Raw genomic sequence first — 25,602 nt, 5'->3', positions numbered from 1 at the left:
TGCGATTATATGACTGGGCTTTAATTCAAATCGCAAGCGTTGAGTGCCAGACACTTGCTCTTTGTCGCCATGGTGCTTAGGTCTCGGCCAACAAGAATACGGAGAACCCATGCTGTCGCTGATCCAAATCCTGCTGCTGATCCTGGACATTGTCTGGTTCATCATCCTGGCCCATGTGATCATGAGCTGGCTGATCAACTTTCAGGTGCTCAACCTGCACCAACAGCTGGTCGCGCAAATCTGGTACGGGCTGAACCGCCTGTTAGAGCCTATTTATGGCCCGATCCGGCGTATCCTGCCCAACATGGGCGGTCTGGACCTGACGCCGCTGGTGGTGCTGATCGGGGTCTATGCGCTGCGGATCATACTGATCAACAACGCGGTCTATTTCTACTGACCTCTTGTTCCCTGATTCCGACTGTGTGATTGTCCTTTCAAGAGCAGTCAAATCTTGAAACAGGGCACCCACGCACATGTTCGACGCCGCGCCTCTGCTGCGAGATGTCTTTGGATTCGATGAATTCCGCCCCGGGCAGGAAGAGATCGTCGATGCCGTAACCGCCGGCCAGAACGTGCTGGCGATCATGCCCACCGGGGGCGGCAAATCCCTGTGTTATCAACTGCCTGCCCTGCTGCGCGACGGGGTCACGGTGGTGATTTCGCCGCTGATCGCCCTGATGCGCGATCAGGTGCGGGGGCTGCAAGAAGCCGGGGTCGAGGCCGGTGCGCTGACCTCGGGCAACACCCCCGAGGAAACAGATGCCGTGTGGGAGGCTCTCGAGGACGGGCGGCTGAAACTGCTTTACATGGCGCCTGAACGGCTGGCCGCCGGGTCGGCGCTGGGCATGTTGCGGCGGATCAATGTCAGCCTGATCGCGGTGGACGAGGCCCATTGCGTCAGCCAGTGGGGCCATGATTTCCGCCCTGATTATTTACGGATCGGAGAGCTACGGCGCGCGCTGAACCTGCCCTTGGCCGCCTTCACTGCCACGGCGGATGCGGAAACCCAGGACGAAATCGTCGAGAAACTGTTCGACGGCACACCCCCGCGCAAGTTTCTGCGGGGCTTCGACCGGCCGAATATCCACCTGGCCTTTGCCGCCAAGGACAGCCCGCGCAGGCAGATCCTGGATTTCGCGGACGCCCGCCGAGGCCAGTCGGGCATCATTTATTGCGGCACCCGCAACAAGACCGAAGTTCTGGCGCAGGCGCTGCGCGAACAGGGCCACAGCGCCTGCCACTATCACGGCGGGATGGAGGCCGAGGACCGCCGCATCGTCGAAACCCGTTTCGCGCGCGAGGACGGGCTGATCGTGGTGGCCACCGTGGCTTTTGGCATGGGCATCGACAAGCCCGACATTCGCTGGGTCGCCCATGCGGACCTGCCGAAATCGATCGAGGCTTATTACCAGGAGATCGGCCGCGCCGGCCGCGATGGCGGGCCGGCCGAGACCCTGACCCTGTTCGGCCCCGACGATATACGTTTGCGGCGATCCCAGATTGACGAGGGGCTGGCGCCACCCGAACGCCGCATGGCGGATCATGCGCGGTTGAACGCGCTGCTGGGGTTGGCCGAGGCGCTGCACTGCCGCCGCCAGACCCTGCTGGGTTATTTCGGGGAACAGGCCGCACCCTGCGGCAAATGCGACCTGTGCGATACACCGCCCGAAGTATTTGATGGAACAACACCCGTCCGAATGGCCTTGTCCGCGATTCTTCGCACCGAGGAATGGTTTGGCAGCGGTCATCTGATCGACATCCTTCTGGGGAACGAGACCGACAAGATCCGCGCCCGTCGTCATGATGGCCTGTCCACCTGGGGCATCGGCAAGGACTGGTCGCGCGCGCAATGGCAGGCGATATTCCGCCAGATGATGGGGCACGATCTGGTGCGCCCCGACCCCGAACGCCACGGGGCCTTGCGTATGACCGAGGCCGCCAAACCTATTCTCAAGGGCGAGGCAAAGATCAACCTGCGCAAGGACGCCCTGCGCAAGGCAACCCGTCACCCCGCCGTGAAAGCCATGGTGTCCGAAGAAGATGCGCCCTTGCTGTCGGCTCTCAAGGCCAAAAGACGCGCTTTGGCAGAATCCGCCAGGGTCCCGGCCTATGTCATTTTTCCGGATCGCACCCTGATCGAAATGGCGGAAAAGCGCCCCATGACGCTGGACGAGATGGCCCGGATTGGCGGCGTCGGCGCCAAGAAGCTGGAGCGCTATGGCGACACCTTCCTTGAAGTGATCGCGGGCGAGGCCCGGGCGTTGCACCCGGCGCGCCGCAAGCTGGCCGGTCGCGATCAGGGCGACATCTATGACCGCTTGCTGGAAGTACAGTCCCAATTGTCCCGCGGTCCCGACGGGATAGACAAGCCTCTGACCTGCTCGGCCTCGCAACTGGCAAAGGTGGCACAGATGCGCCCGGATGACCTGCGCGGGCTTGAACAGGTGCTGGGCGACCGGCGTCACGAAAGGTTTGGCACCGCCTTTCTGGACGTGCTGCGTGAGGCGGGCTAGATACGCCGGGACAGGTAAGGAATGAGGGCAGGTATGCTGGTAGTGATTTCCCCGGCCAAACGGCTGGACTGGACAGAGCGGGACGTTGAAGTCACACAGCCCGATTTTCAGGATGATGCGATCAGACTGTCCAAAACCGCGCGCAATCTGACCCTTGGCGATCTGAAAAAGCTGATGGGTCTGAGCGATGATCTGGCGCGCCTGAACCGCGATCGCTATCGTGCTTTTTCCGACATGCCAGACGCTGATGCAACGCGCCCGGCCGCGCTGGCCTTTGCGGGGGACACCTATCAGGGTCTGGAAGCAGCTTCGCTCGATCCTGACGAACTGGCATGGGCACAGGATCATCTGCGCATCCTCTCAGGTCTCTATGGTGTGTTGCGGCCACTGGATGCGATACAGCCCTACAGGCTGGAGATGGGCAGCAAGCTGAAAACACGGCGCGGCAAAAACCTTTACGAGTTTTGGCGCGACCAGCTCAGCGAAGCTCTGAACGCACAAGGCAACATGATCGGCAGCGACGTTCTGATCAACTGCGCCAGTCAGGAGTATTTCGGCGCCGTGGACCCGAACGCGCTGAAATTGCGCGTCATCTCGCCAGTGTTCATGGAAGACAAAAACGGCACTCCGAAAATCGTGAGTTTCTTTGCCAAAAAGGCGCGTGGTGCAATGGCGCGATATGTCATTCAGCACCGCCTGACCGACCCCGATGCCTTGCTGGATTTCGATTCGGGCGGTTACGCGTATCGCGCTGACCTGTCGGAAAAGGATAAACCTGTCTTTGTTCGACCTTATTCGGCCTGAGACCCTGACAGCCTGATCGATACTTCCTTCCACGGTTTTAGGCCGTGGGTCCGGGAGAGGGGCCAGCCCCTCGCGCTCCCCGGGATATTTTCAGCCAGATGAAGTGGGATCCTGTTTGCGGTCACTCATGGGTGCATGTTCCTGGGCGAGGTGATTGTCCATGACTTCGCTTACGCCATCTGGTTGGTATTGCAGGATCATTTGATGAATGTGATTTTTGCGCAGCGGTTTCGTCATGAAGTGATCCAACCCTGCGGACAGGATGCCCTGATCATCACCGGCCATTGCATGAGCCGTCAAGGCGACGATCGGGACATGACGCCCTGTTTCGACCTCAAGCCTGCGGATTTCAGCAGTGGCCTGTTTGCCGTCCATTTTTGGCATCGATATATCCATGAAGATCAAGTCCGGGTCAAATTCCTGAAAGATCTCGACGGCTTCTATTCCATTGGACGCAAATCGCAGATCTATATGCAGGTCTTTGACCATCTTTTTCAGGATCAGCTGGTTGGTAAGATTGTCCTCGGCCGCAAGTACCTTCATGCGCCTTGTTTCCAAGACCTTGGTTTCTCGGCCGTCAGCAACGGGTTTTCGCTGCGTCGAACGACGTTCTGGCGGCGGGGTGTCCTTGAGAGCCACGAGCCTGGAATACAACTCGGCCCTGGGGATCGGTTTTTGCAACACACCGTCGATCAGTTCACGGGCTGCGTGCGTGTGGATCAGAGATGGATTTGCAGACATCACGATGACCGAAGCGTCGCCCCACCCACGGTCTTTGATGGTGACGGCAAGATCCAAGCCATCCATATCCGGCAGATCATGATCGCACAGGACAAGTTCAATCGCGTCATGCATTTCTGCCAGCGCCTCGGCCCCTGATGCGCAAACCGTCACTTCGGCCCCCAAACGGCCAAGTTGTTTCGCCAGAATGGCCCGGTTTACGGCCAGATCCTCGACCACCATGACGTGTTTCACGCAATCCGCCAGTTTCGGAGGCTCGGGCTGTGGGCCTTCTGCCGTGGGCAGCGACACCCTGAACCCGAAACAGGATCCCCGACCCGGTTCGCTTTCGACCCAGACTGAACCGCCCATCATGGTGATCAGGCGCCTGGTGATCGCAAGACCCAACCCGGTACCTTCAAATTGACGATTGCGTTCATCTTCGACCTGATTGAACTCACCAAAAACGTGGTTGATCTTGTCCGCATCGATACCGATGCCGGTATCTTCGATGGCAACATGGATGTCGCATGTTTGAGCCTGGGCATGCGGAACGCCTGTCACACGGACCAGGACATGCCCTTCCGTGGTGAATTTGACTGCGTTGCCGACCAGATTGGTCAGAACCTGCCGTATTCGGCCCGGATCGCCCACGAAAAGGGTGGGCAGGAACAGGTCGTAATCCACAAGCAACGTGAGCCCCTTGTCACGCACGCTTGGCTGCAACAGCATCGCGATTTCAAGAATGCAGCGCTCCAGATCGAAGGGTTCAGGGTGCAGAACCAGTTTGTCTGCCTCGATCTTGGAGTAATCAAGCACGTCGTTGATGATGACCAACAATGCCTCACCCGAATTGCGGATCGTGTTGACATAGAGCCGCTGTTCTTCGTCCAGCGGAGATTCATCAAGCAGTTCGGCCATACCCACGATACCATTCATCGGCGTGCGGATTTCATGGCTCATATTGGCGAGAAAGGCTGATTTGGCCCTGTTGGCCGCTTCCGCCCGTTCGCGGGCAGCCTTCAGTTCTGATTCGTGCCGGACCGACGCGGTGATGTTGAGCGCCAGGCTGACCACGTCACCGCCGCTGCCACGCTGATCGATCAGGCGGACGTAGTGACCGTTCCACAGTTGCATGACGATCGGAGGTGGATTGGCCCGATTCCAGCGTGCCTGCATTCTGGCCTGCCATTCCTCGGCAATTTCGTCACCGGTATCGACAATTCCTTCGGTGGTCAGCAATTGCAGAATGCGCTGGTAGGAAATCCCTGGCGCCACCTCATCCAGCCCTTCAAACACGCTGAGATACGCAGCGTTTGCGCTGATGAGCCTGCTGTCGCCGTCAAAGAATGCAAACCCGTCCTGAATCGTCTGGATCGAATGCCAAAGGCGGCGTTCGGCAATCTCGATCTTGGCATGAGCGACGGTGAGATCGGATTTGACCTTTTCGTTTTCGCCACGAACGGTTTCGACTTCGGCCTGAGTTTCACCAATGCGCCTGGTCAACGCCATGGCGTGTTGGCCCAGTTTGCGATTGGCGGCCGAAAGTTCGGCCTGTTTCAAGGCAAGCATTCGTTCGGCTGCCAGACGCGCACGCCGTTCCTGTGCCAGTTTGTTTGCAAGACTCATTTTGATCGATTCCGGGACGTTCGGATCTCAGCATCGCGACAGGGAATGAAAAACTCTTTAAGCCGTTGCGCTACAGGCGCGCGCCATGCAAGGTTGAGCGCAAAGAGGAGAGCACGATGCACCGCTTTGTTTTTATTTCAATAACTTACTTAGTTTTCCTTCTGATCCTTCCCGCTGCCGTTCTGGCGCAGAGTGCGGTGCCCGAGTTCCGCTATGTCACCTCTCGGGATACGGATTTTTACGGGTCGGATCTGGATCCGTTGTTCGACACCGATCTGAAGTCCTGTATTCAGGCCTGCTCGGCCAACGCGCAATGTACGGCGTTCACCTACAACACCCGATCCGATGCCTGCTTTCCCAAAAGTGGCGTGAACCGACAAGAGGCGTATCAAGGCGCATTGTCCGCGCAAAAGGTGCCAAGCAGCGAACAGACCCTAACCTTGGGAAAAACGCGCGCAAAAGCACTGAGCGTCCTGAGTTCTGACGATCTGGTGCACGCAAGAAAACAAGCCCGCGATCTGGGATTCCTGCACCCGGCAGGGGGGTATGACCTTCAGGCCGTTCTGGATGCGGCGCGCGACACGGGCAGTGTCGCACAAGCGATGCAGTGGACCGGTGTGGCCGTATCGCTCAGCGACAGCGCGGATCTTTGGGTGGAATATGCGCGCCTGCTGCTGGCCATGAACCCTTCGGGTTGGAACGAGCGGCGCGACCTGCGCAACCGCGCGCTGAATGCGTCGATCAATGGCTATCTGCGCGCCGAAACCCCCGGCACCCAGATCGCTGCCCTGATGACCCTTGCGGACGCCCTGGAAGAGGTTGAGCGCGGGCGCGACATGATTCCCGTTCTTCAACTGGCCGAGCAGGTGCAGCCGCGTGAAGACGTGCTGACCGCATTGGACAAAGCCATCGGCAAATACGGTTTCCGCGTGGTCGACAGCTCGGTCGAAAGCGATGCGGCAGCCCCCAGGATCTGTTTCGAATTCTCGGAATCGCTGGTCAAGGCCGGGGTCGACTATGATCCCTTCGTTCAACGTGACGCCGACGGGCTGGTCGTGCAGGCCGAGGACAGCCAGCTTTGCATCGATGGGGTCGCGCATGGCCAGCGTTATCGCCTGACATTGCGCGAAGGCTTGCCTGCCGCCTCGGGCGAAGCACTGAATCGCAGCATCGAACTGATCCATTATGTACGCGACCGGACGCCTTCGGTTCGGTTTCCCGGGCGCAGCTATGTCCTTCCGAAATCTGCCGACGCGGCCTTGCCCGTCGAAACTGTCAATGTCACCGAACTTGACCTGACACTGCGGCGGGTCAGCGACCGGAACCTGTTGCGGGCCGTGCAACAGGACTTTTTCGGCCGCCCGCTCAGCGAATGGCAGGAGGAAGAATTCTCGGACCAGATTGCCCAGGACATCTGGACGGGTACTGCCGAGGTTTCAAACCAGTTGAACCAGACCATGACGGCACGTCTTCCCATGGCCGAAGCGATCTCGGATCAACCTGCGGGTATCTATGCATTGACCGCCCGCGTTCCGGGGGCCGATCCCTATGACGATCCCGGCGCAACGCAATGGTTTGTGCTTTCTGATCTGGGGATCAGCACCGCCCTGGGCACTGACGGGCTGCACGTGACCGTGCGCGGGCTAAGCGACGCGGCACCGCGCGAAGGTGTCGAAGTTTCGCTGATCTCAGGGGCGAACGCCGTCATCTCATCGGCACAGACCGATGAAACCGGCTATGCAAGGTTCGATCCGGGCCTGACACGCGGCAAGGGGGCCAGCGCGCCTGCTCTGGTGACAGCGGCAATCGATGATAGGGATTTCAGCTTTCTCTCGCTGACCGATCCTGCCTTTGACCTGTCGGATCGCGGCGTTGAAGGGCGCGCACCGGCGGGGCCGGTCGATGTCTTTCTGACCACCGACCGAGGTGCCTATAGGGCCGGCGAAGTGATCCATGTCACCGCCCTGTCCCGCGATGGCAAGGCTCAGGCCATCGAGGGCCTGCCTCTGACGGCGATCCTGTATCGCCCGGACGGGGTGGAATACCGCCGGTCTGTCTCGGATGGCGGTGTTGCCGGGGGCCATGTCTTTGCCCTGCCCGTGGCCGCAGACGTACCGCGCGGCGCATGGAAAATTGAAATCAAATCCGATCCAAAAGGCGATGCGCTGGCGCGTCAGACCGTTCTTGTCGAGGATTTCCTGCCCGAACGGATCGATTTCGAACTGACCCTGCCCGACGCACCCTTGCGCCCCGGCGACAGTCCACCGCTCTCGATCGACGCGCGCTATCTGTTTGGAGCGCCGGGGTCGGACCTGAGCATCGACGGGCAGGTCATCGCACGCCCGGCGGACACAGTCCCGGGCTACGACGGATATCGCTTTGGTCGCTATGATGCAGAAACCTCGATCAAGAGCACATATTTCGGAGACACGCGCACAGACGCGACGGGGCACGCGACCGTAGCAGTCAAAATCCCCGTGTTAGAGACTGAGGGAAAGCCAATCGAGGCCGAAATCATCGCCCGGCTTGCCGATGGCTCAGGCCGCCCGGTCGAGCGTCGCCTGACCGCGCCCGTCCTGCCGCCGCACCCTGTTATTGGTGTCAAACCTCTGTTCGACGAAGTCATCCCGGAAGGCACCGAGGCTGCATTCGAGATCGTTGGCCTGTCTCCTGAGCTGACGCCCATTCCTATGCGTCTCCGCTGGACGCTGAACAAGATAGAAACGCGCTATCAGTGGTACCAGCTTCACGGCGACTGGAACTGGGAACCGACAACGCGCCGCAGCCGTGTCGCCACCGGCGAGGTAGACGTCTCCTCTGACCCTCTGATGCTGACCCAACCGGTGGAATGGGGGCGCTATGAACTGGTGGTGCAGCGAGTTGACGGAACATATTCCGAAACCGCCGTCGATTTCTATGCGGGCTGGTATCAGGCCGCCGATGCATCGACCACGCCGGACCGGCTTGAAATGTCGTTGGATCGCGACAGCTATCACATCGGGGATACGGCGCAGTTGCGGATCGTGCCCCGCATGGCCGGTGTCGCTCAGATCGAAGTCCTTTCGAACCGTCTGATCCACCGCCAGATCGTGGAGGTGCCCGAAGGGGAAACTCTGATCCCTATTGAGGTGACCCAGGATTGGGGCGCCGGGGCTTATGTCACCGCAACCGTGATCCGCCCAATGGATGTTGCAGCCGGTCGGAACCCGGCGCGGGCGATGGGCGTGGCCCATGCCAGCATCGATCCAGGGGACCGCAGACTTTCCGTAATTGTCGATGTGCCCGAGGTCACCGCACCTCGTCAGACGCAAAAAGCCCGTATCAGGGTCGAAAATACCGTGGACGACGAACCGGTCTGGCTGACGCTGGCCGCCGTCGACGTGGGCATTCTTAACCTCACCGGGTTCAAAAGCCCGGACCCGCAAGGATACTATTTCGGGCAACGCCGCCTGGGTGTTGATCTGCGGGATGTCTACGGGCGACTGATCGACGGCATGAACGGAGCCATGGGCACAGTGCGCTCGGGCGGCGACAATGACAGCGGGATGCGACGCCAGTCTCCGCCACCGACACAAGACCTGATGGCCGTGTTCAGTGGCCCGGTCGAGATCGGCGCGGATGGAGAGGTTGAGATCGACATTCCCCTTCCCGCCTTCAACGGAACCGTCCGGTTGATGGCCGTCGCGTGGTCGCGCAAAGCCGTCGGTCAGGCCGAGGCTGAAATGATCGTCCGCGACCCGGTGGTCGTCACCGCCAGCCTTCCGCGCTTCCTTGCCCCGGGCGATCAAAGCCGAATGCGTCTTGAGATCGTCCATGCAGATGCCACACCCGGAGAAATGGCACTTGGCCTGACCGCCTCCGATGGTTTGGAACTGAGCGCGGCACCGGCCAGCTTTGTGCTGGAGGTCGGTGGCAAGGCAGTTTTCGAGATCCCGATCACGGCCAGCACCATCGGCGATCCTGAAATCAGCGTATCGATCACCACACCTGATGGACGGGACCTGTCGCAAACCCTGCGCATGCCGGTGCGGGCCAATGATCCGGTGATTGCACAGACGCGGCGTTTTGCCTTGGGCGCAGGCGATAGCTTCCTGTTTTCGCAGGATGTGTTTGACGGGTTCCAGCCGGGTTCGGCCAAGGCCATCCTGTCCACCGGAGCGTTGGCCAAATTCGACACGCCCGGTCTGCTGGATCAGCTGAACCATTACCCCTATGGCTGCACCGAACAGATCACCAGCAAAGCGCTGCCGTTGCTGTACCTGTCATCCGTTGCGCAAGCCACGGGGCTGGGGGATGGCCCGGTTGTGGATCAACGCATCGCCGATTCGATCCGCAGTATCCTGACCCGTCAGGCCGCAAACGGCGCCTTTGGCCTGTGGCGCGCAGACAGCGGGGATTTCTGGCTGGACGCCTATGTGACCGATTTCCTGTCCCGTGCCCGCATTCAGGGGCATCCCGTGCCGGACCGGGCGTTTGCTCAGGCGATGGACAATCTTCGGAACCGGGTCAATTACGCGCCTGATTTCGACGAAGGCGGTCAGGACATCGCCTATGCCCTGATGGTTCTTGCGCGGGAAGGCGCGGCCTCGATGGGCGATCTGCGCTATTACGCGGATGTCAAAGGGGATGCCTTCGACACCCCTCTGGCGGCGGCGCAATTGGGCGCAGCTCTGGCCTCTTACGGCGACCAGACCCTCGCGGATGCGATGTTCAACCGTGCCGCGCGGATGCTGGATCGGCAACAGAACCAGCAACAGAACGTCTGGCGCGCTGACTACGGCACCCACCTGCGGGATGCCGCGGGCTTGTTGAGCCTTGCCGTGGACGCGGGCAGCGAGGCGATTGACCGCGATGCTTTGATCCAACGGGTGAGCACGGGCCGCACGCCGTTGTCCACTCAGGAGGCCGCGTGGTCATTGCTGGCGGCGCACGCGCTTGTGTCTGACCCAACGGGGTCGGGCTTGATGGTCAACGGGGCGCCGGTTTCCGGTCCGTTCGTGAAAGTTCTGCAATCCGGACAGGCGGACGAGATCAACGTCACGGCCGCCGACGGTCAGGCGACGGATATCACCTTGACGGTCACAGGCATCCCGGAGGTTCCGCCCGAGGCAGGCGGCACCGGCTATGCAATCGAACGGCGGTATTACTCGATGGATGGCGATCTGATCGATTCAGAACGCTTTGCCGTGGGTGATCGGTTCGTCACTGTGCTGCAAGTTACACCGTTCGAAAACGGCGGTGCTCGGCTGATGGTGAACGATCCACTGGCCGCCGGGATCGAGATTGACAACCCGAGCCTGCTGCGCTCGGGCGATGTCCGATCGCTGGACTGGCTGGATCTTTCCGACGCCACCCATACCGAGTTCCGCTCGGACCGATTCCTGGCCGCCGTTGATTTGTCCGGTCGTGAAACCGTGACGCTGGCCTACGTGGCGCGCGCCGTGACACCTGGCGTGTTCCATCATCCAGCGGCCTCGGTCGAGGACATGTACCGCCCACAGAATCGGGCGCGGACATCTACCGGACTGGTCGAGATCCAGTGACCGGCCTTGCGCCATACCCTTGTTTGGGTGGTCGTCATGCCTAGGCGGTCGCGGCTCTTGTTTGCGCTGGCCGGAGCACTCTACCTGACGGCACTGGCACGGGATGGTGTTGACCGCTGGGTCGATGCCACAACGCTGCCTTCCGTTCTGGCTGAAACTTCGGTCGAGATGCGGGACCGGAATGGCGAGCTTTTGCGGGCGTTTCCAGTCGAGGATGGCATCTGGAGGCTGCGGCCCGGCGCAGTTGACCCGGATTTCATCGCGATGCTGATCCGGTACGAGGATAAACGGTTCTGGACCCACGCCGGAGTGGACCTCATCGCGATGCTGCGGGCTGCCGGGCAAAGCCTGTGGAACGGGCGTAACGTGTCGGGCGGGTCCACCCTGACCATGCAGGTGGCGCGGTTGATCGAAGATGGCCCAACCGGGCGCTGGAGCGGGAAATTTCGCCAGATCAGAGTCGCATTGGCGTTGGAGCGGCGTCTGAGCAAACAGCAAATCCTGAACCTTTATCTGACCCATGCCCCCTATGGTGGCAATCTGGAAGGGCTCCGTGCCGGCGCCCGCGCGTGGTTTGGAAAGGACGCCACGCGGCTGACGCCCGCGCAAAGCGCCCTGTTGGTTGCATTGCCGCAATCCCCCGAGGGCCGGCGCCCGGATCGCAAGCCCGAGGCCGCCCGACAGGCCCGCGACCGGGTTCTGAACAGGCTGGTGCGCCACACCGTCCTGACCGATGCCCAAGCGCGTGCGGCCATGACCGACCCCCTTCCGGATCGGATGAATCCGTTTCCGCGCTTTGCACCCCATCTGACTGACCGCGTGAGGCGGCAAGCACCCGCAATCCAGGCCTTCGATCTGACACTGGATGCCGGATTGCAGGCCCGGTTGGAAACCTTGGTGGCACAGACCGCCAACCGCGTCGGACCACGCGTTTCCGGGGCTCTGATCGTGGCCGACCATCGCAGCGGCGAGGTCCTGGCATCGGTTGGATCTGCCGGGTACCAAGATGCCCGTCAGGGGTTCGTGGATATGACCCGGGCCGTACGGTCACCCGGATCGACCCTGAAACCTCTGGTCTACGGGCTGGCCTTCGATCAGGGGCTGGCCCATCCCGAGACCCTGATCAGCGACAGCCCCGTGATGTTTGGCCGATACGCACCGCGCAATTTCGACGGCGCCTTCCGTGGCGATGTCCGAGTGCGGGACGCCCTACAGCTGTCGCTGAACATCCCCGTAGTGCGCCTGACGAATGAGCTGGGGCCCGCTCGGTTGATGACGGCTTTGCGGTTGGCCAGGTCAGAGCCACGTCTGAATGGCGCAACACCCGGATTGGCGATTTCTTTGGGTGGCGTGGGGTTGAGCCTGCACGATCTGGTGCAGCTTTACGCCACTCTGGCAGCTGGTGGCACGGGCCCGATCCTACATCATGACGTTCTGGCAGACGCCCAGCGCACCCGGCGCGTTCTGTCGGAAACCTCGGCCTGGCAGGTTTCGGACATTCTGGCCGGGCTTGCGCCACCGGCAGGCGGTGCGACAGGGGCGCTGGCCTACAAAACCGGCACATCTTATGGCCACCGCGATGCCTGGGCCATCGGCTTTGACGGGCAGCACGTCATAGGGGTCTGGCTGGGCCGCGCCGATGGAACGCCTGTTCCCGGTGCATTCGGGGGCGACCTTGCCGCACCCCTGTTGGCCGAGGCTTTCAACCTGTTGAAACCCGAGCTCACGCCCCTGCGCCCGCCGCCGCCTTCGACCCTGCTTGTGGGCGCGGCCCAATTGCCTCAGCCGTTGCAGCGATTTCGCCCCCGCACGACAGCTTTCAAGGATGATCCCGCGGCGCCGGACCTGCTGTTCCCGCCCGATAACGCCGTGTTAGAGACGTCAGGAGCACCTCTGACGGTCAAACTGCGTGGCGGCGTCGGGCCGTTTTCCGTACTGGCGGATGGCGTGCCGGTGCTGACCGGGCAGCGGCGACGAGAGTTCGAAATCCCCAATCCGGGGACCGGCTTCACCTCACTTGTCGTGGTGGATGCGCAAGGTCAATCCGACAGGGCGTCAATCAGGATCGATTAGCGCCGACCCTCGCGCAGCCAACCGCCCAACAGGAAACCTCCCGCCAACAGCAAAACCAGCCAAGGTGGCAGCAAACCCGCCTGGGTAACATCCCGTGTCTCGTAGGCATCGCGCGGGGTCAGACCGATCCAGCCCCGACCAGCCGCCGGGCGCCCGGCGCGCACGTTGCGGATCGACGGCAACCCATCTTCCACCCGGATCACGCCGCCCCGCATGCCGGCCAAAACCGGTTCAAGAACATCCCCCGTTGCGATGGTGCGTTCAAACTCCTTCGGCGCGGCGGGACCAAGCCCGATCACGGCCATGTGGTCACCTTCCTGCAAACGGTAAAGACCAATCTCGGGCCCATAGTATTGCGCTTCGAACCGCCCCGGAGAGACCTCTTGCAAGGTGATTTCCAGCGTTTCCCCGTTCGGGCGCGTCACAGTCACTGGACCCACATCATCCCCAAGCGTCTGTCGAATGATGCGCATGGACTGCCCGTTGGCTTCGGCCCACAGCGCCTCCTCCTCGAGTTCGGGTTCCTTCATCATCCAATGGGCCAACCTGCGCAAAAGCTCCAGTTGCGGGCCGCCGCCTTCAAAGCCACGGCTCCACAGCCAGGCGTGGTCCGATGCCAGCATCGCAACACGCCCTTCTCCCACTCGGTCCAGAACCAGCAGGGGGCGTTCGTCAATGCCCGTCATCAGAACCTCGCCCGAGCGATGGTTCACATCGATCTGGCGCAACCAGGCCCCCCAATCCTCGGAATCGCCCAGATTTGTTGTCACCGGATGGCGCTGACCCAACTCGCTGACCTTCGGAACAAAGCGTTCCTCGAAGACACGCGCGGAAGGTTGCGCCGGCAGGATCGGCGCCAGCGGCGACCGGAAAATGCTGTCAGCTCCGGCGAAATCGGGACCGGCCGCAATCAGAACCGCGCCGCCGTCATTGATATAACTGGTGACGTTGTCCAGATAGATCGCAGGCAGGATGCCGCGCCGCTTGTAGCGGTCGAATATGATCAGATCGAAATCGTTGATCTTTTCCAGAAACAACTCGCGGGTCGGGAAGGCGATCAAAGACAATTCGTCCACCGGCACGCCGTCTTGCTTCTCGGGCGGGCGCAGGATGGTGAAATGCACCAGATCGACCGAGCTGTCGGATTTCAGCAGGTTGCGCCATGTGCGCCCGCCCGGATGAGGTTCACCCGAGACCAGCAGCACGCGCAGGCGATCCCGAACGCCGTTCATCTGGATCAGCGCGGTGTTGTTGCGGTCGGTCAACTCGCCTTCGGCCAGGGGCACGGAAAACTGGATCACGTTGCGCCCGCCATGAGGCAGGGTGACAGGCAGTTCGACATCCCGACCGATTGGAATACTCAGTTGCTGAGGCTCACCACCATCCACGGAAATCTCCAACGGCGCTGTCGCGGCACCCGCGGGGGCTGCTCCGCTGTCTTCAACGCGCAGGGTCAAAGTCACCGATTCACCGATGATGGCAAAAGCAGGCGCATTTCGGACGATAAGCCGGCGATCCCAGTCGTCCGCACGCCCGGTTTGCAGCAGATGCATCGGCGCCGGCAATTCCGGGGCCTGATCGGCATCGTGCACGATCCCGTCCGATACCACCAGAATGCCTGCGATGCGCGCACGCGGTTCTTCGGCCAGGGCCTCATTCAGGGCGGCAATGACCTGCGTGCCCTCATCCCCGTCACCGTCGCCGACCCGAATGCGGCGCAGTTCCGTATTGTCCCGCGCCTCGATCTCGGCGGCCAGATCTTCGGCGGCCTGCGCAGTCTGTTCGGCACGGTCCGAAAGTGACTGGCTGGCGCTTTCATCCTCGATCATCAAAACGATATCCGTCAGCGGCGCGCGGTCCTCGACTTGATAGACCGGACCGGACAGTGCCGCGATGACAACCAGGGCCGCCAATCCCCGCAAGGCCCAGCCCGACAAACCGCGCCACAAGGCCAAAGCTACTCCGACAGTGGCAATCGCCCCCACAGCAGCCAAAAGCGGCCACGGGATCAGAGGGTCGAATATGACGGTTCCGGTCATTGTCCCAACCTGTCCAAAAGGGCGGGCACGTGGACCTGATCGGATTTGTAATTCCCGGTCAGCACGTGCATCACCAGATTGACGCCAAAACGATTGGCCAGTTCGCGTTGCCGTTCCCCGGCATACCCACGACCGACAGGCAAAAGGGCCTGGCCGTTGCGATCCACGGCCCAGGCCCCGGCCCAGTCATTGCCGCCGATAACCACCGGTGTCACGTTGTCATTGAGGTTTCGGAAAGGCATCCCTTCGATCTGTTCTGCATCCCCGGGTGCAGCTTCGACCCAGACTTCTGCGCCGGAATAGCGGCCCGGGAAATCCTGGAGCAAATAGAATGTTCTGGTCAGGACGTGATCGCGGGGAATCGGCTCTAATGCAGGGATATTCAGCGGTCCGGCCAGTTGCTGCAACTTGCGGCCATTCGGACTGGATGCGCCGAAACCGGCAATATCCGCATCGCGCGTATCAAACAGGATCATCCCACCCGAACGCAAATAAGCGTTCAGTTTGATATACGCCTCGGCCGAAGGTTGCGGCTGGTTCGGCGTAATGGGCCAATAGAGAAGCGGAAAGAATGCCAGTTCGTCTCGTTCCAGATCAACGCCGATTGGGTCCGCCGGTTCGACAGAGGTGCGAAAGAACAGGGTTTGCGCCAAGCCCCGCAATCCGGCCTCGGCAATATCGTCCACCTGAGTCTCACCCGTCAGCACATGCGCCAGCACAAGCTCGTGCGTTGCGGCAAGGGCAAATTCGGTATCTTCGGGCGTCTGCGCCTGTACGTCCGGCACCAGCAGAAAAGCGGCCATCGCGGCAGCCGCCGTTCGCGCCAGACCCAGCCTGCCCGACAAGGCCAGCGAGGCAACCACGTCAACCGTCAGCAAGATCAGTGCGAGGCTTAGTAACAGGCCACCAAGCGGGGTTTCCGTGCTGACCTCCTGCCCTTTGATCGGCACATTGGCGGGCCAGGTCATCGGGCGCAGCTCGGTTTCTTCCGAGACCACGTTCAATGCCAGCTTCTGCTTGCCGCTTTCATAGAGACCCGGACGCAAATCTGGCCCGATCCGGCCCGAGATCAGCTGAACACCATCCACACCGGCCAGCGTTCCGGCATCCGACAGGGCGCCAAACCCGTCCATGATCTGAACCGGCTCCCACGTGGTGCCTTGCAGTTGCGATTCTTGCCGCGACTTGGCCGCCGAAGCCACGGCCAAACGATCCAGCATCTCGACGAACAGGCCCGACAACGGCAGGCTGGACCATTCGGCATCCGCAGTGACGTGAAACAGCACCACCTGCCCAAGCCCCAAAGCCTTGCGTGTCACCAACGGAGTCCCGTCGGACAGCGAAGCAATCACGCGATCCGCCAAGTTAGGGTCTGGTTGCGCCATGACTTGGGTCGAAACAACCACGTCCTTTGGGATATCCAGGCCGAAAAACGGAGAGCTTTCGGGGAATGGAGCCAGCGTCTTGGCTTCGCCCCAGCTCATCGCACCGCCGACGGATCGTCCACCGCTGCGTAGCCGCGCCGGCAACAGGGTGTCTTCGGTATCCCTGCCCAGATCGCTGGCCGCCATGCGCGGACCGGCAAAACGCAGCAGAAGCCCGCCCTGTTCGACCCATTCGATCAAAGCGGCCTCTTCCGGCTCCGACATCTGCGCCACGTCCGACAGGACGATCACATCCGGGTTGGCGGGCAGAACCTCAAGCAGGCCGCCATCGACAAAATCCGCGGTCGGGACCAGGACCTGCGTCAGGTAATGGAGGGGTGACAACAGCTCCAGCCCTTCGCGATTCAGGGTTCCGGCAATCAGCGCAACCTCACGCCGACGCAAGCTGTCATCTGTCAAAGTCACGGCCCCGGCGGACCTTTGGCCCTGAATTTCAAACCGCGTGATACGGGCGCGCAATTCCGACGGCAGCGCCAGATCGGCCTGCGCCGTGCTTTCGCCGGCTTCAAGGGTCAGCTCAACGGAATGCAGCACCCGGGCCGTACCCGCCGGATCACGGCCTTGCGCCAATACCGTCACACGGTCTTCCGGTCCGGGGCCCGCGCGCTGAACGGTCAATTGGATCAGCCCGTCCTGATAGGCCGCAGGCCGGATTGCAACGGGCCGGGAGGCCGCCTGATAGACCGTCACATCTCCGCGCGCCTGAAGGATGGACACCAGTTCAGCGTGGTCTGCATAGTCCAGCCTGTCACTGAACCAATGGGTATCAAACCCGCCGTCAACGGCGTTCAACGCGGCAATGGTTTGAGCAATCTGATCCGCATTCGGCGGCCAGGGGTTCGGGGTCAGCCCAGGCAAACGCCCGCGCCACGCTTCCGCAGCCTGAAACACCGGTGTTTCCGGCTCTGTCAGGCGCAAAATCGCAACCGTTCGGCCCGCGCGCCCGGCCTCCGACAATTGCGTGTCGATTTGGTCAAGTGTCGCCGGCCAGCGCGCGGCCCCGGCCCAACTGGCGTCCAGCACCAGCAGCAGCGGCCCGGTTCCGGTTTCATCCCGTGACGGGTTAAGAACCGGCCCTGCCAGCCCGATGATGATCGCAGCCGCCGCCAGCATCCGCAGCAGCAGCAGCCACCATGGGGTGCGGTCGGATACGCTTTCGTCATCCTTCAGGCCCAACAGCAGCGTGACCGCCGGGAACAAGCGGCGGATCGGTGCGGGCGGAACCGCGCGCAGGATCAGCCACAGGATCGGCAGGGTCAGAAGACCCAGCAACACCCATGGCGCGGTAAAGCCGATGCCCGCCAGAACCGTCATCGCGTGCCCCCATCCAAGGCCCGATAAAGCCATAACAGAGCCGCTTGCGCGCTGTCGCCCGTGTGGTGCAGGCCCAGTTGCCAACCCGTCGCTCGGCACAGTTGCCTCAGCGCGTCCTTGCGGTGCGCCAGGCGTTCCAGATAACGGTCCCGCAGCTCGGCAGCCTTGAGCGTTTCGTGTCGGACAGACCCTCCGACGCTTTCGAAAATGGTGCGCCCGCGATAGGGAAACGACTCCTCACCCGGATCCAGCACTTGCAGAACCACGCCGCGCACGCCACGGTCGGCGGCTTTGGTCAGGGCAAGTTCAACCTCATCCATGGGGCCCAGAAAATCCGAGATGAACACGGCGCGGGCATGAGGGATCATGGCGCGGTGTTCGGGCGGGGCGTAATCCGCTTGATTATCCTCGGACCAGGCCTGCGCCAGCCGGATGATCTGCGCATTGCCGCGCCGGGGCGGCAAGGTGGTGCCGGTCAGACCTACGCGTTCACCGCCGCGCACCAGAAGGATGGATGTCGCCAGCCCCAACAGCCGCGCGCGATCCGCTTTGGTCGGCAGGGTCTTGTCGGACGCAAACCGCATCGAAGCCCCCTGATCGACCCATAACATCACGGATTGCGCGATCTGCCATTCCCGTTCACGTACGAACTGCTGATCCCCCCGCGCCGAGCGGCGGTGATCGATCATGCGACGGCTGTCGCCGACCTGCGCCGGGCGGTATTGCCAGAAATCATCCCCCATCCCGGACCGCCGTCGACCGTGGTCGCCCAGCAGAACGGTTCCGGCCAAGTGCTCGGCCCTCGCCAAAAGGGGCGGCAGCCGCGATGCCTCGGCTTCAGATCTTTCGCGAAGGGTCAGCTCGGCATTCACGCCGCGGCCTCGGTCCGGATCAGCCTGACAGCGGTCGAGTCAATCAGCTCTGCAAGGCTGTCACCACGCGCCCTTGCCGCAAAGTTCAGTGCCATCCGGTGGCTGAGCACCGGGCGCGCCATATCCAGAACATCCTCGGCATTTGGTGCCAGGCGTCCCTGCAACATGGCACGCGCCCGCACCGTCATCATCAGCGCCTGCGCGGCACGGGGGCCCGGACCCCAGGCCACGGTTTCGGCAACCCGTTCGGACACACCGGGTTCTTCGGGGCGGAAGGCCCGCACGAGATCAAGAATCAGTTCAACGACGGATTCTCCGACCGGCATCCGGCGCAACAAGACCTGCGCAGCCAGCAACTCTTCCTTGCTGAAAATCTGATGCGCCTCTTCCTCTTCAACCCCGGTCGTGGCCAGCAGAATATCCCGCTCGGTCTGGCGGTCGGGGTATTCGACGTCAATCTGCACCAGGAACCGGTCAAGCTGGGCTTCGGGCAGCGGGTAGGTGCCTTCCTGTTCGATCGGGTTCTGCGTTGCCAGCACGTGGAACGGCGTACCCAATGAACGGTCCTCGCCTGCCACGGTAACGGTGCGTTCCTGCATCGCCTGCAACAGCGCCGATTGTGTCCGCGGGCTTGCCCGGTTGATTTCATCCGCCATCAACAACTGACAGAAGATCGGGCCGGGAATGAACCGGAAATGGCGGCTGCCATCGTCGGCAGTGTCCAGAACCTCGGAACCAAGAATATCGGCGGGCATCAGATCGGGCGTGAACTGAATGCGACTGCCATGCAGGCCCATCACCGTCGACAGAGTCTCGACCAAGCGTGTCTTGCCCAAACCCGGCAGACCGATCAACAGGGCATGGCCGCCGCACAAAAGTGCGGTCAGCGTCAGGTCCACGACCCTCTCCTGCCCGATGAAGCGGCGGGTGATCGAGGCCTTGGCCTCTTGCAGCTTGTTTTCCAGCGCTTCGATCTCGGCTACGAGGTCGGCAGGTTCGGTCATGACTTTCCCTTCCGTGGACTAATATGATTGAAGTGTATCGCGCTGAGAGGAAATGGCAAAAGCAATGAGCGGACAAAAACCTGTGAAACCGTCGCCAGATGGTCTGGCGGCATCGGTCAAAGCGGCCAAAACCAACGGTTTACCGCCCGTTCACCTCTGGAATCCTCCGTTTTGCGGCGATCTGGACATCAAGATCGCAAAAGATGGCACATGGAGTTATTTAGGCTCACCCATCAACCGTTTCGAGCTTGTGAAGCTTTTTTCCTCAATTCTTAAGAAGGAAGACGGCAAGTACTTCCTCGTCACCCCGGTCGAGAAGGTGGGAATCACTGTCGAAGACGCGCCGTTTGTCGCTGTGGATTTCGACCGGGACGGGGATGGAAAGGACCAGTCCTTGACCTTCACAACCCATGTTGGCGACAGGGCTGTGGCCGGAGCTGATCATCCGATACGAATTGTTATCGACCCTGAAACAGACGAACCCTCACCCTACATATTGATCCGCGACAACCTCGAAGCTCGGATAGACCGCAAAAGCTTTTACCGCCTCGTCGAGATCGGAACGTACCATGACGGCTGGTTCGGTGTTTGGTCAGGCAGGCAGTTCTTTGGCCTGATCCCCTCAGCCGACCTGAGCTGACCGTGGCGCGCGATCCTGTGCCAGCACGACAGCCATTGCAACAATGCTCGCACCCAATGCCCGGGTCCAGTTCCATTCGTCCCCCAGCATCAGCATGATCAGCATCACGTAGAACGGCGCGACATTGATGTGAAAAGAGGCCAGCGCCACGCCTAGCTTGCCGACGGAGGTGATGAAAAATACCTGGCTGAGACCCATTGAGATAAGCGCATAGATCATCAGCATGCCTGCCTGTTGCATGTCGAACGCAGTTGCAGGCATCACGTCCAGACCAAACTGCGCCGATCCGAAAACCAGCAGCGATGCCATGGCCAGCCCTCCGACAAAGGTGATCGTCGTGCGTCCGGTCTGGCTCAGTTCGGCGAAATCCCGGGCGGTTGCCATGCTGGCCCAGCAAAATAGCACCGTTGATCCAACCGCACAGGCCGCGCCCAGACCCAACTGGGCCGGGGCCAAGGCGCTAGTGGCGATCAACCCGCCGACAATCGATACAGCTACGCCCAGCGCAAAATTCCACTTCAGCCGGCGTGTGCCAGCAGCCAATTCAAGCAATGTGGCCACCAAAGGTGCGCAAGAGACGATGATTGCCACCGTCACCGGGTCGGTTAGCTTTTGCGCCAAGATCAACAGGAACATTCCCAACCCGATTCCAAGGCCGCCGACGGTCATTGCATGACCCCAGCGGGCTGAAACAACCCGGCGCGGCCCGTCCAGAATCACCCAGACCGGCACCATCACCAACACGGCCAGCGCCAGTCGCGCGGCCAACAGGGCGACGGGCGGCCATGTTTGCAACAGCACCTCGGCCGCCGGAAACCCCGCCGCCCATGTCAGCATCGAAGCCACGGCTAACCCGTTACCCGACAAGGCAGAATGCTGTCCCGCCGGCGCAGAAAGGCTGTTCCCGCGGACGGGGTCTGGGCTCATCGCCATCGTTTTCAAACCTTCCATTGGCACGGCGTCAGAAAATTGATTCGCCGCAATGCAGGAAGCGTTTCCGATTTCATCGGGTCGATCTGGTCGAATTTCGACAAACTGTCGTTTTCTGTCACTTTCACAGAAATCAACGCGCGGATAAGGTCGGGCCACCAGAAATCCATGGGCCGCCTATGCCAAAATTCGCCGCGAATATCTCATTGCTCTTTGCCGAACTTCCGTATCTGGATCGGTTTCAGGCAGCGGCAGATGCCGGGTTCCAGGCGGTCGAGATCCTGTTTCCGTACGAACTTGCTGCAAAAGAAACCCGGCGTGCCTTGCTGGCCAACGGGCTCGAACTGGTTCTGATCAACGCGCCCCCGCCGAATTATACCGGTGGCGTGCCGGGTTATGCCGCCATCCCCGGCGGTGCGTCCCGGTTTCAGTCTGATATCCGCCGCGTTCTGCGCTACGCTCAGGTGCTGCGACCGGGCTTCATTCATATCATGTCCGGATACGCGGCCGGGACGGATGCGTTGGACTGCTTCGTGCAAAACTTACAGTGGGCCGCCGATTTCGCACCGCAGCAGACTTTCACGATCGAACCCCTCAATCCGATGTCCCAACCCGGCTATTTCCTGAACGACTATAATCTGGCGACCGAGGTACTTGGCCGCGTGGATCGCCCGAATGTCGGTCTGCAATATGACAGTTTTCACGCACATGTGATCCACGGCGACGCGCTGGCCGTCTGGGAGCGTTTTCACCCCAGTGTTGTCCACGCCCAGATTGGGGCCGCCCCCGAACGTTCTGAACCGGGACGCGGGCCTACGGATTTCGCGCAGCTTTTCGCGGCAATGGATGATGCTGGTTACAGCGGTTGGGTCAGCGCCGAATACGCGCCTTCGACGGCTCGAACGGATGCGACCCTGGCTTGGATGCGACGTTAACGACGTTCATTGGTCTGGAATTCGCTGCCCGAAAGGCGCACATATCGGGCAAGCCGTTTTCGAGGATGCCCGATATGATTCCTGCCCGCTTTGCCCATGCCATCTTTGGACTGATCATGTCAGGGCTGATGTCGTGCATCGTCACCGGGATCGCTACGGTCAAGGCAGTGGGGTTCCATCCTGAAACGCTGGGCGACTGGATGGCGTCCTGGGCCTTTTGCTGGCCCATCGCGTTCACGGTGATCCTGGTCCTAGGACCTTCGGTGAAACGTATGGTCGAAGGGTGGGTCAGGCCACAGGGCTGACCCGGAAGGCTGACCTGGTGCTAGTGCGCCTCGGCCCAGTTCGCACCCTGGCCAGCATCCACGCTCAGCTTCACATCCAGTTTCACCGCCGGGTCCGAGGCACCCTCCATCACCTCGCGCGCCACGTCGATCAGCGGATCCACGGAATCCTCGGCGACTTCGAACAACAATTCGTCATGGACCTGCAACAGCATCTTGGCGGGCAGCCCGTTGATCGCACCCGGCATCCGCACCATCGCGCGTCGGATCACATCCGCCGCAGTGCCCTGAATCGGCGCGTTGATCGCCGCCCGGCGCGAGAATCCTGCATGCGGCCCCTTGGCGTTGATCTCGGGCGTGTGGATCTTGCGCCCGAACAGAGTTTGGACATAGCCGTGCTCTTTGGCAAATGCCACCGTGTCATCCATATACTGGCGAATGCCCGGAAAGCGTTCGAAATAGCGGTCGATGAATCCCTGTGCCTCGGCCCGCGGGATGCGCAGGTTGCGCGCCAGGCCGAAGCCCGAGATGCCATAGATCACGCCAAAGTTGATCGCCTTGGCCTGACGACGGATATCCGGCGTCATCTCATCCAGCGGCACGTCGAACATCTCGGATGCCGTCATCGCGTGAATGTCCAGCCCGTCGGCAAAGGCCTGTTTCAGGGTCGAAATGTCGGCGATATGCGCCAGGATGCGCAGCTCGATCTGGCTGTAGTCGAGGCTGACCAGAACATTGCCCGGCTCGGCGACAAAGGCCTCGCGGATGCGGCGGCCCTCCTCGGTGCGCACGGGGATATTCTGCAAATTGGGGTCGGTCGAGGCCAGACGTCCGGTATTCGCCCCGGTGATGGCATAAGACGTGTGCACCCGGCCCGTGTCGGGGTTGATATGGGTCTGAAGCGCGTCGGTATAGGTTGATTTCAGCTTGGACAACTGGCGCCAATCCAGCACCCTGCGCGGCAGTTCATGCTCGGTCGCCAGATCTTCCAAAATATCAGCCCCGGTCGAGTACTTGCCGGTCTTGCCCTTCTTGCCACCTTCCAGGCCCATCTTGTCGAACAGGATCTCACCCAACTGCGCGGGTGAGCCGACATTGAAGCTCTCACCCGCCAGTTCGTGGATTTCAGCCTCTAAACCGGCCATTTTCTGGGCAAAGGCGTTCGACATACGGCTCAGCACGTCGCGGTCGACCTTGATGCCATGCATCTCCATCTCGGCCAGAACCGGCACAAGTGGTCGTTCGAGCGTCTCGTAGACAGTCGTCACCTGCACCCGGTGGAGCTGCGGCTTGAACAGCTGCCAAAGACGCAGAGTGATATCCGCATCCTCGGCGGCATAGGCGGTGGCCTCGTCGATCGGCACCTTGTCGAAGGTGATCGCAGACTTGCCTGACCCCAGCAGCGGCTTTATCGGGATCGGCGTGTGGCTGAGATACCGTTCCGAGAGCGTATCCATACCGTGCCCGTGCTCACCGCCATGCATGGCATAGGACATCAGCATCGTATCATCGATCGGTGCCACATCGATACCGTGACGCCGGAAAATCTTGGCATCGTATTTCATGTTCTGCCCGATTTTGATGATCGACGGATCCTCAAGCACCGGCTTCAGCAGCGTCAGCGCCTCATCCAGAGGCATTTGCCCTTCAGCCAGCGCGTCCGACCCGAACAGATCATCCGCCGCACCATCGCGGTGGGTCAGCGGGATGTAACAGGCTTCGCCGGCCTCGACACACAGCGAAATACCGACCAGATCGGCGATCATTTCATTCAGACCGGTGGTTTCGGTATCAACAGCGATCCAGCCTCGTTCATGGGCCTGGTCGATCCACTTTTGCAAAGCCGCTGCATCACGGACACATTCATACCTTGCCGCGTCAAACGGGATCGTCTCGGCCTCAACTTCCTTGGCCGCAGGCGTCGGTGCATCGGCGATGGCCGGTGCTTCGGCCCCCAGCTTGTCGGCGATCCGTTTGGTCAGTGTGCGGAATTCCATATCCGCCAGAAAACCCAGCAGGGTCTCTGCATCGGGCTCTCTCACTTCAAGGTCATCCAGCGTGAAATCCAGCGGTGTGTTCTCGTCCAGCTGCACCAGTTTCTTCGACAGTTCGATCTGATCGCGCTTTTCGATCAGGGTTTGTCGGCGCTTGGGCTGTTTGATTTCCTCGGCCCGGTCCAGCAGTGTTTCCAGATCACCGTATTCGTTGATCAACAGCGCCGCCGTCTTGACCCCGATTCCCGGAGCGCCCGGCACATTGTCAACGGAATCCCCCGCCAGCGCCTGAACATCCACAACGCGCTCAGGAGCAACTCCAAACTTCTCGATCACCCCGTCCCGGTCGATACGCTTGTTCTTCATCGCATCCAGCATCTCGACGCCGTCACCGACCAACTGCATCAGATCCTTGTCAGAGCTTACGATGGTCACGCGGCCCCCAGCCTCGCGCGCCTGCACGGTCAGGGTGGCGATGATGTCGTCGGCCTCATAGCCTTCGAGTTCCTTGCAGGCGATATTGAATGCCTTTGTCGCCTCGCGGGTCAGTGGAATTTGCGGGCGCAGGTCCTCGGGCATCGCTTCGCGGTTGGCCTTGTACAGGTCGTACAGATCATTCCGGAATGTGTGCGACCCCTTGTCGAAAATCACCGCCACATGGGTTGGCGCATCCGGCCCGGTGTTCCCTTCGACATATTTCTGAAGCATGTTGCAGAACCCGGACACCGCCCCAATCGGCAGACCATCCGACTTGCGGGTTAGCGGAGGCAGCGCGTGATAGGCCCTGAAAATAAAGGCCGATCCGTCGATCAGATGCAGGTGACATCCTTTTCCGAAATTGCTCATGCGCGCGCTCCCTGTCG

15 protein-coding genes are annotated in these 25,602 nt (G+C 61.2%); 8 read left to right on the top strand and 7 right to left on the bottom strand.

Annotation, left to right across the window (positions count from 1 at the left end):
• Positions 1-109: 109 nt before the first annotated feature.
• The 3 genes from GS614_RS08805 to yaaA all read left to right on the top strand — a co-directional run bounded on the left by GS614_RS08805 (position 110) and on the right by yaaA (position 3,317).
• Complete coding sequence (locus tag GS614_RS08805; protein ID WP_005980077.1) at positions 110-397, top strand: YggT family protein; 288 nt, start codon at positions 110-112, stop codon at positions 395-397.
• Positions 398-473: 76 nt separating this feature from the next.
• Positions 474-2,513 (top strand): DNA helicase RecQ, encoded by a 2,040-nt coding sequence (gene recQ / locus GS614_RS08800; protein WP_171726043.1) that lies wholly within the window; start codon positions 474-476, stop codon positions 2,511-2,513.
• Positions 2,514-2,546: 33 nt separating this feature from the next.
• A complete protein-coding gene (gene yaaA / locus GS614_RS08795; RefSeq protein ID WP_171726042.1) occupies positions 2,547-3,317 on the top strand; it encodes a peroxide stress protein YaaA in 771 nt (256 codons plus the stop codon).
• Positions 3,318-3,407: 90 nt separating this feature from the next.
• On the opposite strand, the gene GS614_RS08790 is transcribed toward yaaA, so the two are convergent.
• Positions 3,408-5,666, bottom strand: coding sequence for a response regulator (locus GS614_RS08790; RefSeq protein WP_171726041.1), 2,259 nt, complete (start codon positions 5,664-5,666; stop codon positions 3,408-3,410).
• Between the two features lie 116 nt (positions 5,667-5,782).
• On the opposite strand from GS614_RS08790, the gene GS614_RS08785 reads away from it, so the two are divergent.
• Both GS614_RS08785 and pbpC read left to right on the top strand, forming a co-directional pair.
• Entirely contained in the window at positions 5,783-11,209 is a 5,427-nt protein-coding gene (locus tag GS614_RS08785) for an alpha-2-macroglobulin family protein (RefSeq protein ID WP_171726040.1), read from the top strand.
• Positions 11,210-11,245: 36 nt separating this feature from the next.
• Complete coding sequence (pbpC, locus tag GS614_RS08780) at positions 11,246-13,282, top strand: penicillin-binding protein 1C (RefSeq protein ID WP_171726039.1); 2,037 nt, start codon at positions 11,246-11,248, stop codon at positions 13,280-13,282.
• Here pbpC and GS614_RS08775 read toward each other — a convergent pair.
• From GS614_RS08775 to GS614_RS08760, 4 genes are read right to left on the bottom strand one after another with little or no spacing between them, the layout of a single operon-like run.
• Positions 13,279-15,321 carry a hypothetical protein gene (locus GS614_RS08775; RefSeq protein ID WP_171726038.1) on the bottom strand — a complete coding sequence of 681 codons (2,043 nt, stop codon included), beginning with the start codon at positions 15,319-15,321 and terminating at the stop codon, positions 13,279-13,281. The genes pbpC and GS614_RS08775 overlap by 4 nt on opposite strands.
• Positions 15,318-18,080: a DUF4159 domain-containing protein gene (locus GS614_RS08770; protein ID WP_171726164.1), complete on the bottom strand. Its 2,763-nt coding sequence runs from the start codon at positions 18,078-18,080 to the stop codon at positions 15,318-15,320. Before GS614_RS08770 ends, GS614_RS08775 begins: the two co-directional genes overlap by 4 nt.
• Positions 18,077-18,952: a DUF58 domain-containing protein gene (locus GS614_RS08765; protein ID WP_171172113.1), complete on the bottom strand. Its 876-nt coding sequence runs from the start codon at positions 18,950-18,952 to the stop codon at positions 18,077-18,079. The genes GS614_RS08770 and GS614_RS08765 overlap by 4 nt, the downstream gene beginning before the upstream one ends.
• On the bottom strand, positions 18,949-19,956 hold the full coding sequence (locus GS614_RS08760) for a MoxR family ATPase (protein ID WP_171117038.1): 1,008 nt from the start codon (positions 19,954-19,956) through the stop codon (positions 18,949-18,951). Before GS614_RS08760 ends, GS614_RS08765 begins: the two co-directional genes overlap by 4 nt.
• 64 nt (positions 19,957-20,020) lie before the next feature.
• Between GS614_RS08760 and GS614_RS08755 the strand changes: the two genes are divergently transcribed.
• The gene (locus GS614_RS08755) at positions 20,021-20,596 is read left to right on the top strand and encodes a DUF1285 domain-containing protein (RefSeq protein ID WP_171117276.1); all 576 of its coding nucleotides are present in this window, start codon (positions 20,021-20,023) and stop codon (positions 20,594-20,596) included.
• On the opposite strand, the gene GS614_RS08750 is transcribed toward GS614_RS08755, so the two are convergent.
• Positions 20,579-21,547, bottom strand: a complete 969-nt coding sequence (locus GS614_RS08750) for a DMT family transporter (RefSeq protein ID WP_171117036.1) — start codon at positions 21,545-21,547, stop codon at positions 20,579-20,581. The genes GS614_RS08755 and GS614_RS08750 overlap by 18 nt on opposite strands.
• Positions 21,548-21,705: 158 nt before the next feature.
• On the opposite strand from GS614_RS08750, the gene GS614_RS08745 reads away from it, so the two are divergent.
• On the top strand, positions 21,706-22,461 hold the full coding sequence (locus GS614_RS08745) for a hydroxypyruvate isomerase family protein (RefSeq protein WP_171726037.1): 756 nt from the start codon (positions 21,706-21,708) through the stop codon (positions 22,459-22,461).
• Positions 22,462-22,535: 74 nt separating this feature from the next.
• Complete coding sequence (locus tag GS614_RS08740) at positions 22,536-22,766, top strand: DUF2798 domain-containing protein (RefSeq protein WP_171117031.1); 231 nt, start codon at positions 22,536-22,538, stop codon at positions 22,764-22,766.
• Positions 22,767-22,786: 20 nt separating this feature from the next.
• Here the strand turns inward: GS614_RS08740 and polA are convergent, their stop codons facing one another.
• Positions 22,787-25,585 (bottom strand): DNA polymerase I, encoded by a 2,799-nt coding sequence (polA, locus tag GS614_RS08735; RefSeq protein WP_171726036.1) that lies wholly within the window; start codon positions 25,583-25,585, stop codon positions 22,787-22,789.
• Between the last annotated feature and the right edge of the window lie 17 nt (positions 25,586-25,602).

The organism is Ruegeria sp. HKCCD6604 (assembly GCF_013110635.1).
GTDB lineage: Bacteria > Pseudomonadota > Alphaproteobacteria > Rhodobacterales > Rhodobacteraceae > Ruegeria.
This window is presented reverse-complemented; position numbering and strand designations above follow the sequence as displayed.